This window comes from Streptomyces spinoverrucosus (assembly GCF_006539505.1).
Lineage (GTDB): Bacteria > Actinomycetota > Actinomycetes > Streptomycetales > Streptomycetaceae > Streptomyces > Streptomyces spinoverrucosus.
In genome coordinates this window covers 259,231-270,282 of the sequence record NZ_BJND01000005.1, presented here as the reverse complement: position 1 = coordinate 270,282, position 11,052 = coordinate 259,231, and the positions used below count along the sequence as shown (strand labels likewise).

Here is an 11,052-nt window from a genome sequence, read left to right as displayed (position 1 = left end):
CGCCCGCCCGGCGCAGCAGCACCGCGCACCCGGGCGCCGCCGCGATCATCAGCACCGCGAGCGGCAGGCTGAGCAGGGCGCTGCGGAGCGGGTCGAGGCCGAGGGCGCGCTGCAGGACGTAGGTGCCGACGAAGAGCGTGCCCGACAGGGCGGCGGACGCGGCGGTGAGCACACCGAGCGCGGCGGCGACGGGGGTGGAACCGATGACGTCCGGTGGGACGAGGGGTTGTGCGGTACGGCGCTCATGGCCGGCGAACGCCACGGCGGCGAGGGCCGCAACGACCGAGGTCGAGGGCGTCCGGGTGACCAGGGCGTGCACCAAGCAGGCCAGCGTCAGCGCGAGCAGCAGCGCGCCCGGAAGGTCCAGGCGGATGGCCGATGTGCGCTGTTCCTGCCCGCTCCCCTTGAGCGCGAGTACGCCGAGGACCAGCGCCGGGACGACGTTGACGAAGAACACGGCCCGCCAGCCGAAGGAGTGCACCAGCGCCCCGCCCACGACCGGACCCGCGGCGGCCGCGAGCCCGATGGCTGCCGTCCGCGCTGCGAGGGGTCTGCCCAGCCGGTCCGGCGGGAACGCGGCACGCAGCATGCCGAGCGTGGCGGGCTGGAGCAGCGCGCCGAATACACCCTGCGCGAGGCGCGACCCGATCACCCAGTCGACGTCGGCCGCCCCACCGATTCCGGCCGACGTGGCGCCGAAGCCGAGCATGCCGAGGGCGAACAGGCGCCGGTGGCCGTACCGGTCGCCGAGGCGTCCGGCGAACACCAGCAGTGCGGCCACCGCGATCAGATAGCCGGTGCTGGTCCACTGGACCTGCGCGTAGGACGCGTCCAGGTCCCGTTGCAGGGTGGGCTGCGCGATGGTGAGCACGGTGCCGTCGAGCGCGACGACCACGGCACCGGCCACGCTGCTCGTCAGGGTCAGCCGGTGGTTCACCGCCCGCCCTCGGGGCCTAGGTGGGCGTCGAGCGCGGTGTGCAGGAGGGGAGTGAAGTCGTCGGCGCCGGTGGCGAGTTGGAGGCTGCCCCAGGTCCACAGCTGGGCGATGCCGTGCAGCTGCGCCCAGAGGGCCCCGGCGAGGGCCCGGGCGTCGGTGTCGGGGCGGACCTGGCCGACCAGCTCCACCAGGACGCCGAAGAGGGGGAGGCTGGTGTTCCGCAGCCCCAAGTGGCCGCTCTCCAGCAGGTCGTGGCGGAACATCAGCTCGTACATGCCGGGGTTGTCCAGGGCGAACTCCAGGTAGATCCTGGCCAGTCGGCTGATCCGTGTGCGAGGGGTGTCGCCGGTCGCCGTCGCCGTCCGGGCGGCCAGTTCGGCGAAGCCGCGCCGCGCGATGGCCGACAGCAGCTCCAGGTGGGTGGGGAAGTAGCGGCGCGGGGCCCCGTGCGAGACGCCGGCCCGGCGGGCGATCTCGCGCAGGGTGAGCGCCTGGGCGCCCTCGCGGGTCACCAGGTCGACGCCGACGTCGATGAGGCGGTCGCGCAGGCCGGTCGCGGGTTCACTGGTCTCGGGTTCTCGCATAGACAGTGTCTACCAGCTAGCCGTAGACACTGTCTACTCCCGCCGGTACGGGAATGTAACGACATCAGGCAGAGGTTGAGCGAGTCATGAGCGACGACGCACTGCTGAAGCTGCTCTCCCAAACCCACAGCGGGGTGCTGGTCACCCTCCGGCGCGACGGCCGACCTCAGCTGTCGAACGTCATGCACGCCTACTACCCCGACGAGCGGACCATCCGGATCTCCGTCACCGACGACCGCGCCAAGACCCGCAACCTGCGCCGCGACCCCCGCGCCTCGTACCACGTCACCACCGCCGACCGCTGGGCCTACACCGTCGTCGACGGCACGGCCGACCTCACACCGGTGGCCGCGGACCCGCACGACGACACGGTCGAGGAACTCGTCCGCCTCTATCGCGACATCAGCGGTGAACACTCCGACTGGGACGACTACCGCGCCGCCATGGTCCGCGACCGCCGCGTCGTGGTCCGGCTACGGGTGGAGCGGGCGTACGGCGCCCCGCAGAGCTAGTTTTCGGGGAGCGGCACGTCTCAGCCCTGCCCGGCGTGCGTGGGGCTGTGCGCGACCTCATCGGGGCAGCCCCGTCCGTCGCGCTCGCGGTCGCGCAGCCAGTCGCGCACGGCCAGTACGAGCGCGCCCAGCACCGGCAGGATGCCGCAGCCCACGGCGAGTGCGACGGCGGAACGGTAGTGGGTGTGGTCGCCGCCGCCGAGAGCCATGTAGAAGAGGCCGGGCAGCGCCGCCGTGCCCACGGCACCACCCAGGCGCTGACCTGTCTGCAGGGCACCCCCTGCTGCGCCCGCCATCCGCACCGGGACGTCCCGCAGGGTCATGGTGATGTTGGGCGAGATGACACAGCCGCTGCCGAGACCGCCGAGGAGCAGCGCCGGGGTCTGGAGCCACACCGCGATGTCGTCGGGCGCCCACCGAAGGGTGAGGACGGTCCCACCCAGGCCCGCGGCGACGGCGGCCAGCCCGCACACCGTCAGCAGCCGTCCCAGCCGCTCCACCAGCCGTCCGGCCACCGCCGCGGCCACGGCGGAACCGATGGCGAACGGCGTCACGGCGAGCCCGGAACTCAGGGGTGAGTAACCCAGCCCGTTCTGGAAGAACAGCGCGAACACCAGCCACACCCCGCTGAAGCCCACGAAGTACAGCGTGGCGATGGCGGCGCCCGTGACGTACCCGCGCGTCGACGTGACCAGCCGGGGATCGAGGAGCGGCTGACCGTGCCGCGCGGCGACACGCCGTTCCCAGCGGGCGAAGACCACAAGGAGGGCCGCCCCAACGGCGAACAGCCACCACAGCGCGCCTACCCCGCCCGATTCCGCCAGCACCAGGGGAAGCATCAGAGCCAGTACGCCCGCGCCGAGCAGTGCGACGCCGGGAAGGTCCAGCCGCCGGCCGTCGGAGGGCGCCGTCCTGGGCAGCAGGCGTATGCCGAGCGCCAGCGCGATCAGTCCGACCGGCACGTTGACGTAGAAGATCCAGCGCCAGCCCTCGGGGCCGTCCGCGAGGGTCAGGATCAGTCCGCCGACCACCGGGCCGACGGCGCTGGAGACGCCGACCGTGGCACCGAACAGACCGAAGGCCCGGCCTCGCTCGGCGCCCCGGAACATCTGCTGGATGAGAGCGGAGTTCTGCGGCGCCAGGCAGCCCGCGCACACGCCCTGCGCGATGCGGGCCACGACGAGCGGCACGATGGACGGCGCCGCTCCGGCGCAGGCGCTGCAGAGCACGAAGCCGCCGAGAGCGATCAGGAAGATGCGTCGTCTGCCGATCGTGTCACCGAGGCGGCCCGCCGTGACCAGGACCAGGGCGAAGGCGAGGGCGTATCCGGAGACGACCCACTGGATCGCGGGAGCGGACGTGTGCAGGTCGCGCTGCATGGACGGCAGCGCGACCGCGACGATCGTGACGTCGAGCAGGCTCATGAAGCCGGCCACCAACGTGACCCAGAGCGCGCTCCATCGCCTCGGATCGGCTTCGCCGACCGCCCCTGCGGACGGTCCGCCGCTCCCCTCGCGCCGCGCCTGCGCCGACATCACCACTCCCTCCTGTTTCCGGACTGCGGGTCGGGCACACCGTCCATGGTCCGGTGATCGGCCAGGTGGCGGCTAGCCCTGACTGACACCCGGGGCCGATGCGAGTGACGCAGATCACATCCTCGGCGGGGAACTCACCCGCGCCACTCTCCGACTCCCTGAGGAAACCGCTCCTGTCACCCGTCGCCTCCCGCACCCACCACCACTCGGAGTCCGTTGTGCACCGTCCCGGCAGAGCGCGCCTCGCGCGCCGTCTCACCACCGTCAGTGCGACCCTCGCGGCGGCCGTCCTCCTCGTCGCCGGTCCAGCCTTCGCACACACCGAGGTCGAGGCGGACAACGCCCGGGCTCTCGCCCAGAACGTCACCCTGACCTTCTCCGCGGCGTCCGAGTCCTCCTCCGCCGGCATCACCGGCCTGGAGGTGTTCCTCCCCGACGGGATCACCCCCACCGACGTCACCTATGAAGACGGGCCGAAGGACTGGAAGTTCGCCACCACCGGCCGCGGCTACAAGGTGTCGGGCCCCCAGCTCGCCGTCGGTGAGGACGCCGAATTCTCCGTCACCGTCCGCCAGTTGCCGGACGCCGAGGAACTCGTCTTCAAGACCCTCCAGAGCTACAGCGACGGCCGTGTCGACCGCTGGATCGAACTTGAGGACTCGGGCGACGGGCACGGCCACGGGCACCCGGCGCCGAAGCTGGAGCTGGGGCCCGCCGAGCCGGGCGCGAAGCCCGTGAGCCCGACCCCCACCGAGACCGCCACGCCCGAGGCCCCGCCCAGCACCGCATCGGCCGACGCGGCGGCGGAGCCGACGGCCACCCCGTCGCCGAAGGAGGCCGCCGACGAGGACGACGGGATCTCCCCGGTCGTGCTGACCGCCGGGGGTGCCGTCGTGCTGCTGGGTGTCGGCGCCGGCGTGTGGTGGTTCAGACGCCGTACGAACGCCTGACGCGGGTGCCCCTACGACGAAAGCCCCCGGAGCCTCGGCATCCGGGGGCAGGGCGTGTGGGTCAGGCCGTCACCGTCTCCCGCTGGGCGGCCTCGTGGGGGTTCCGTACGCCCAACGCCTCGGTCGGCACCTTGTGCGTCTCCCGGGCCGACAGCGCCGCGATGACCGGCGGGACGCACAGCGCCGCGGTGAACAGGGCCACCGAGGACCAGTCGTCGCCGTTCGGCCCGGCGATCTGCGCGGCGAAGGTCACCGCGAAACCGGCGACCGCGAACCCGATCTGTGTGCCGATCGCCATGCCGGACAGCCTGACGCGGGTGGAGAACATCTCGCCGTAGAAGGCGGGCCACACCCCGTTCGCGGCGCTGTAGACGACACCAAAGGCGAGGATGCCCAGCAGCAGGGTCAGCGGGTAGGAGCCGGCGGAGATCGACCACAGGTACAGGAACATCGTCACCGCGCTGCCGGTCGCGCCGATCAGAAATACCGGGCGGCGGCCGATGCGGTCCGACAGCGTCGCCCACAGCGGGATCGCGGCCAGCGCGACGAGGTTCGCGAGGGCGCCCACCCACAGCATGGACGAGCGGCTCATGCCGACCGAGTCGCTGGTGGCGTACGACAGCGCCCACACCGTGAAGATCGTGCTGACCGAGGCGATCAGCGCGCCCGCGATCACCCGCAGGACGTCCGCCCAGTGCTCCCGCACCAGCACTGCCAGCGGCAGCTTCACGACCCCCTCGGTGGCGGCCTGCTGCTCGAACGCCGGGGTCTCCTCCAGCTTGCGGCGGATGACATAGCCGACGACCGCGACGGCGACGCTCAGCCAGAACGGCACGCGCCAGCCCCAGGACATCAGCTGCTCCTCGGGCAGCGCGGCGACCGGGATGAAGACCAGCGTGGCCAGCAGCTGGCCGCCCTGTGTGCCGCTGAGGGTGAAGCTGGTGAAGAAGCCCCGCCGGTGCGGTGGCGCGTGTTCCAGCGTCATGGAGTTGGCGCTGGCCTGCTCACCGGCCGCCGAGATGCCCTGCAACACACGGCACAGCACCAGCAGGACGGGCGCGAGCGTGCCGACCTGGGCGCGGCTGGGCAGACAGCCGATGAGGAACGTCGAGATGCCCATCAGCATCAGCGTGAACACCATGATCTTCTTACGGCCGACCCGGTCGCCGAAGTGGCCCAGGAACAGCGCGCCGATCGGGCGGGCGGCGTAGGCGACGCCGAAGGTGGCCAGCGACAGCAGGGTCGCCGTGGCCGGGTCGGACTCGTCGAAGAACACCTCGGGGAAGATCAGCGCGGCCGCGCTGCCGTAGATGAAGAAGTCGTAGTACTCCAGGGCGCTGCCGATCCAGGCGGCGGTCGCGGCTTTCTTCGGCTGCCCGGGCGGGGCGGCGGGGGCGGGGACGGACACGGCGGCTCCTTTGAGGGAACTCCAACTTAGGTGGAGTGAGCGGCGGGGAGAAGGGCCGGATCTTCGGCTAATTAACCCACTGGATAGTTAGTCCGGTGGGTAGGGATGTTGCGCGCGCGTTTCCCCGCTGTCAAGGGGTTGTGCCGTGCTGCGTTCAGTTAGCCGCGCGGTCCGCCGTGAGGTAGGCGATCACCATGTCGCCGAGCATCGTCCGGTAGTGCTCGCGCTGTGCGGGGTCGACCAGGTCGCGGCCGAACAGGGCGCCGAAGGTGTGCCGGTTGGCCACCCGGAAGAAGCAGAACGAGCTGATCATCGCGTGCAGGTCGACCGCGTCCACGTCGGCCGTGAACAGGCCGGACTTCTGGCCCGCTTGGAGGATCCGGCGGATCACCTCCAGCGCCGGTGAGCCGATCCTCCCCAGCTTCTCGGAGGCCGCGATGTGCTCGGCGCCGTGGATGTTCTCGATGCTGACCAGGCGGATGAAGTCGGGGTGCGCCTCATGGTGGTCGAAGGTCAGCTCGGCCAGCCGACGGATCGCCGCGACCGGGTCCAGATGCTCGACGTCCAGCTGCTGCTCGGCCTCGCGGATCACGCCGTACGCCCGCTCCAGCACGGCCGTGAACAGCTGCTCCTTGCCGCCGAAGTAGTAGTAGATCATCCGCTTGGTGGTGCGGGTGCGGGCGGCGATCTCGTCGACCCGGGCGCCGTCGTAGCCGGCCCGGGCGAACTCCTGCGTCGCCACGTCGAGGATCTCGGCCTGGGTGCGGGCGGCGTCACGGATGCGCCCGTTCGGTCGTGCCGGTTCGTCGACGCTGGTCATCGGGCTCCTTCGGGCGATGGGCAGGTGCCGAGATTGTAGAGCGGGCGGTCATGAAAGCGGTTCGGAAGCCTTCCGCTGCTCGACGCGACCTGCTATGACTAACGTACTAGTTCGTACATTAGCTTCCTGGAGGTCCCTGGTGGCCAAGGACTCGTATCTCGTCGGACTGATCGGCTCCGGCATCGGACCCTCGCTCAGTCCGGCCCTGCACGAGCGGGAGGCCGACCGCCAGGGACTGCGCTACCTGTACCGGCTGATCGACATCGACACCCTCGGCGTCCCACCGGAGGCGGTCGGCGATCTCGTGCGGGCCGCCCGGGATCTGGGCTTCGACGGGCTGAACATCACCCACCCCTGCAAGCAGCTCGTCATCGGGCACCTCGACGCGCTCGCCCCGCAGGCCGAGGCGCTCGGCGCGGTCAACACCGTGGTCTTCGACGACGGCCGGGCCGTCGGCCACAACACGGACGCCACCGGTTTCGCCGCCTCCTTCGCGCGCGGCCTGCCGGACGCCCCGCTGGACCGGGTCGTACAGCTCGGCGCCGGAGGGGCGGGCGCGGCCGTCGCGCACGCCACGCTCACCCTCGGCGCCGGACGGGTCACCCTCGTCGACGCGCTGCCCGACCGGGCCGCCGCCCTCGCCGGATCGCTGAACCGGCACTTCGGCGACGGCCGCGCCACCACGGCCGCCCTCGCCGAGCTGCCCGGCCTGCTGAAGCGGGCCCACGGCCTGGTCCACGCCACCCCCACCGGCATGGCCGCCCACCCCGGCATGCCCCTCCCCGCCGAGCTGCTGCACCCGGGACTGTGGATCGCCGAGGTGGTCTACCGCCCGCTTCAGACCGAACTGCTGCGCACCGCACGCGAGTTGGGTTGCGCCACCCTCGACGGCGGCGGCATGGCCGTCTTCCAGGCCGCGGACGCGTTCCGCCTGTTCACCGGCCGGGAACCCGACAGCGCGCGGATGCTCGCGGACATCGCCGAGTTGGCCGACACCGTTCCGGCCGCAAACGTGAAGCAGGAAGTGCGGACATGAGGACCTCCATCGCCACCGTCTCCCTCAGCGGATCCCTCACCGAGAAGCTCACGGCCGCCTCCCGGGCCGGTTTCGACGGCGTCGAGATCTTCGAGAACGACCTGCTCGCCAGCCCCCTCACCCCCGAGGAGATCCGCACCCGCTGCGCCGACCTCGGCCTGCGGATCGACCTCTACCAGCCGATGCGGGACATCGAGGCCGTACCGGCGGACGAGTTCGCCCGCAATCTGCGCCGCGCCCGGCACAAGTTGGAGCTGATGCGCAGGCTCGGCGCCGACACGGTCCTCGTCTGCTCCAGCGTCTCCCCGCTCGCCGTGGACGACGACGCCCTCGCCGCCCAGCAGCTGAGCCGACTCGCCGATCTCGCCCAGGACTTCGGCATCCGCGTCGCCTACGAGGCGCTCGCCTGGGGACGGCACGTCAATACCTACGACCACGCCTGGCGCATCGTCGAGACAGCGGACCACCCCGCTCTCGGCACCTGCCTGGACAGCTTCCACATCCTCTCCCGCGGCTCGGACCCCAAGGGCATCGAGGACATCCCCGGCGAGAAGATCTTCTACCTTCAGCTCGCCGACGCCCCGTTGCTGGCCATGGACGTCCTGCAGTGGAGCCGCCACTACCGCTGCTTCCCGGGGCAGGGTGGTTTCGACGTCACCGGGCTGGTCCGTCATGTGCTGCGCACCGGGTACGACGGTCCGCTCTCCCTCGAAGTCTTCAACGACGTCTTCCGGCAGGCCGAGGCCGGCCCGACCGCCGTCGACGCCCGCCGCTCCCTGCTGGTGCTCCAGGAGGCCGTCGGCGCGGCCGAGCTGCCCGCCCCCGTCGTGCCCACCGGCGTCGCCTTCGCCGAGCTGGTCACACCCGACACCGAACCCGTCTCCGCCCTGCTCGCCGCACTCGGCTTCGCCCGGGCCGCACGCCACCGCACCAAGCCGGTCGACCTCTGGCAGCAGGGCGAGGCCCGGATCCTGGTCAACACCGGACCGGCCGTCCGCCGCGGCGGCACCCAGCTCGCCGCCATCGGCCTTCAGTCACCCGACCCGGCGGCCGCGGCCGACCGCGCCGAGGCGCTCCTCGCCCCCGTACTGCCCCGCCGCCGCGCCCCGCAGGACGCCCCGCTGGACGCGGTCGCCGCCCCCGACGGCACCGAACTCTTCTTCTGCGGAGCCGACGGCTGGCGCGCCGACTTCGAACACGTCGCCCACACCCCCGCCGCCACCCATGTCCGCCACATCGACCACCTCGCCCTCACCCAGCCCTGGCACCACTTCGACGAGGCGACCCTCTTCCACCGCAGCGTGCTCGGTCTGCACGCGCAGGAGAGCGTCGACGTCGCCGACCCCTACGGGCTGCTGCGCAGCCGCGCCGTCACCAACGCCGACGGCAGTGTCCGCATCGCGCTCACCGTCGGCGCGGCGCCCATCGACGACACGGTCCGCGCCCAGCACATCGCGCTGGCCACCGACGACGTGGTGGCCGCCGCCCGGCGTTTCCGGGAGGCCGGGGGCCGCCTGCTCCCCGTCCCCGCGAACTACTACGACGACCTCGCGGCCCGGTACGACCTCACGGACGAGGAGCTGGCGACGTACCGCGAGCTCGGCATCCTCTACGACCGTGACCCGCACGGCGTCTTCCGCCACTGCTACACGCGGACCGTCGGCCGGGTCTTCTTCGAGCTGGTCCAGCGCGACGACGGCTACCGCGGCTACGGCGCCCAGAACGCCCCGGTGCGGCTGGCCGCGCAGCACGCCGTGCAGGCGGTCACTGGCGGCTGATCATCCGGGTCACGCCCGCGGCCACCGTCGTCGCCAGGATCCAGCCGGTGAGGACAAGGACGTAGGCCAGCGCCTGGTACCAGCCCTTCGGGGCGAACGCGGGCTCCTGGCCGAAGGAGATCACCGGCAGCAGCAGGTCCAGTGTGTAGAACACCGGGTTGAAGTCGGGCGCCTCGGAGGGCTTCAGCGCGGGCGGGTGGCGCAGGGCGTACACGACGGAGCCGACGCAGAGCAGCGACAGCAGCCAGCCCGCCGCCCGCAGCGGGCGGTAGCCGTAGCCGACCGTGGCGTCCTGGAGGTGGCCCCACAGCCGGCCGATGCCGGAGAGCGTGCTGCGGTGGCGGCGCTGTTTGGCGAGCTGGACCTGCCGGGCGGCACGGTCGTCGCCGATGCGCTGGTAGGCGGCGGTCAACTGCTCGTAGGCGTGCGGGACATAGCCGTCGCCGTCGCGTTCCAGCATGGGCAGGCGGCGTTCGGCGGGCTCGTGCGGGGTGAGCGAGGTGTAGGTGAGGCTGTTGAGGAGGACCCGGTCCGGCACTGTCTCCGGTTCCAGGAAGAGGACTTCGAGCTGTGCGCGCCGCAGGTTGAGGGTGCCCTCCATGGGCGGGCTCCTGCGCAGCCAGAGTTCGCCGATCGCGCTGCTGCTCACCCGCAGCGCCGACTTGCCGGGGTTCGACAGGTGGGAGTACGACAGGTCGAGGCGCCCCGCGACCCGGGCGCCGCGCAGTCCGATCCAGCCCTGTACGTGCGCGTGCCGCACGAGGAGATGGCCGCCGACGCTGAGCGTCTCCGCGTCGAGGGCGGGGAGTTGGGGATGGCTGAGCCGGGCCTCGTTGAGGTTGACCGTCCCGCCGACGTCCGCGCCGTTGAGCCGGATCTCACCCTGGACGCGTAGCCCGGGCGCCCACAGGTCGTCGCCCACGGTGACCTGGTTGAGCTGGAGCGCCGGTTCCGTCGCGTCCGGCGCGCTGATGTCCGCGCCCTCCAGGTACAGGCTCCCGGCGATCTGCGCCCCGCCGAGCCGTACCACGCCCCGGAACCGGGCGCGTGTCATGCGCAGTACGCCCTCCACGTGCACGCCGTGGGAGACCAGCCCGGGCAGCACGGATTCGCTGAGGTTCAGCTCGCGCAGCCGGCAGCCGTAGAAGCGGGGCACCTCGTCGAAGTAGCAGTGCCGCAGCCGGGCGGGGTGGTCGAAGGTGGCGTACTGGAGATCGAGCATTCCCGTGACGCGGGCGCCCGCCAGGCTGAGGGAGGCTATCTCGCCGTCCTCCTGGGGGCCGTTGAGGAGCAGCGACCGCAACACGGTGGCGCGGACGGTGCGTTCCGGCCCCCAGTCGGCCCCGGCTGTCGGGTCCTCGTCCTGCGTGGTGCGGAATTCCACGGACTCCCCGCGCGCAAAGGCCTGCCACACCCGAAGTTCGGCCGGTGTCAGATCGTTGATCTCCATCGCGGGCGACTCTGACCCGACCGAACCCCGAGTGTCAACACA

General features: G+C 71.9%; 10 protein-coding genes. 4 read left to right on the top strand and 6 right to left on the bottom strand.

The features are described from left to right. Both SSP24_RS04150 and SSP24_RS04145 read right to left on the bottom strand, forming a co-directional pair. Positions 1-937 (bottom strand): MFS transporter (locus SSP24_RS04150; RefSeq protein WP_141307365.1); only part of this gene is annotated, 937 nt, incomplete at its 3' end. Further along, positions 934-1,521, bottom strand: coding sequence for a TetR/AcrR family transcriptional regulator (locus SSP24_RS04145; RefSeq protein WP_141307364.1), 588 nt, complete (start codon positions 1,519-1,521; stop codon positions 934-936). The genes SSP24_RS04150 and SSP24_RS04145, both read right to left, overlap by 4 nt. Before the next feature lie 86 nt (positions 1,522-1,607). Between SSP24_RS04145 and SSP24_RS04140 the strand changes: the two genes are divergently transcribed. After that, complete coding sequence (locus SSP24_RS04140; RefSeq protein WP_141307363.1) at positions 1,608-2,033, top strand: PPOX class F420-dependent oxidoreductase; 426 nt, start codon at positions 1,608-1,610, stop codon at positions 2,031-2,033. A gap of 20 nt (positions 2,034-2,053) precedes the next feature. Here SSP24_RS04140 and SSP24_RS04135 read toward each other — a convergent pair whose 3' ends face one another. After that, positions 2,054-3,568, bottom strand: a complete 1,515-nt coding sequence (locus tag SSP24_RS04135; RefSeq protein WP_141307362.1) for an MFS transporter — start codon at positions 3,566-3,568, stop codon at positions 2,054-2,056. A 218-nt stretch (positions 3,569-3,786) separates the two neighbouring features. On the opposite strand from SSP24_RS04135, the gene SSP24_RS04130 reads away from it, so the two are divergent. Further along, positions 3,787-4,518 carry a DUF1775 domain-containing protein gene (locus SSP24_RS04130; protein ID WP_229864775.1) on the top strand — a complete coding sequence of 244 codons (732 nt, stop codon included), beginning with the start codon at positions 3,787-3,789 and terminating at the stop codon, positions 4,516-4,518. A 61-nt stretch (positions 4,519-4,579) separates the two neighbouring features. On the opposite strand, the gene SSP24_RS04125 is transcribed toward SSP24_RS04130, so the two are convergent. Both SSP24_RS04125 and SSP24_RS04120 read right to left on the bottom strand, forming a co-directional pair. Further along, positions 4,580-5,926 carry an MFS transporter gene (locus SSP24_RS04125; protein ID WP_141307360.1) on the bottom strand — a complete coding sequence of 449 codons (1,347 nt, stop codon included), beginning with the start codon at positions 5,924-5,926 and terminating at the stop codon, positions 4,580-4,582. A gap of 154 nt (positions 5,927-6,080) precedes the next feature. Further along, the gene (locus tag SSP24_RS04120) at positions 6,081-6,746 is read right to left on the bottom strand and encodes a TetR/AcrR family transcriptional regulator (protein WP_141307359.1); all 666 of its coding nucleotides are present in this window, start codon (positions 6,744-6,746) and stop codon (positions 6,081-6,083) included. Between the two features lie 139 nt (positions 6,747-6,885). On the opposite strand from SSP24_RS04120, the gene SSP24_RS04115 reads away from it, so the two are divergent. Together SSP24_RS04115 and SSP24_RS04110 are read left to right on the top strand one after the other, a co-directional pair. Continuing rightward, entirely contained in the window at positions 6,886-7,782 is an 897-nt protein-coding gene (locus SSP24_RS04115; protein WP_141307358.1) for a shikimate dehydrogenase, read from the top strand. Next, positions 7,779-9,560, top strand: coding sequence for a bifunctional sugar phosphate isomerase/epimerase/4-hydroxyphenylpyruvate dioxygenase family protein (locus SSP24_RS04110; protein ID WP_141307357.1), 1,782 nt, complete (start codon positions 7,779-7,781; stop codon positions 9,558-9,560). Before SSP24_RS04115 ends, SSP24_RS04110 begins: the two co-directional genes overlap by 4 nt. Here the strand turns inward: SSP24_RS04110 and SSP24_RS04105 are convergent. After that, a complete protein-coding gene (locus tag SSP24_RS04105) occupies positions 9,547-11,010 on the bottom strand; it encodes a VHS/ENTH/ANTH domain-containing protein (protein WP_141307356.1) in 1,464 nt (487 codons plus the stop codon). The genes SSP24_RS04110 and SSP24_RS04105 overlap by 14 nt on opposite strands. Positions 11,011-11,052 lie beyond the last annotated feature (42 nt).

Coding starts and splice junctions, on each gene's coding strand:
- SSP24_RS04145 (WP_141307364.1), bottom strand. CDS start 1,521: ATGCGAGAACCCGAGACCAGTGAACCCGCGACCGGCCTGCGCGACCGC.
- SSP24_RS04140 (WP_141307363.1), top strand. CDS start 1,608: ATGAGCGACGACGCACTGCTGAAGCTGCTCTCCCAAACCCACAGCGGG.
- SSP24_RS04135 (WP_141307362.1), bottom strand. CDS start 3,568: ATGTCGGCGCAGGCGCGGCGCGAGGGGAGCGGCGGACCGTCCGCAGGG.
- SSP24_RS04120 (WP_141307359.1), bottom strand. CDS start 6,746: ATGACCAGCGTCGACGAACCGGCACGACCGAACGGGCGCATCCGTGAC.
- SSP24_RS04110 (WP_141307357.1), top strand. CDS start 7,779: ATGAGGACCTCCATCGCCACCGTCTCCCTCAGCGGATCCCTCACCGAG.
- SSP24_RS04105 (WP_141307356.1), bottom strand. CDS start 11,010: ATGGAGATCAACGATCTGACACCGGCCGAACTTCGGGTGTGGCAGGCC.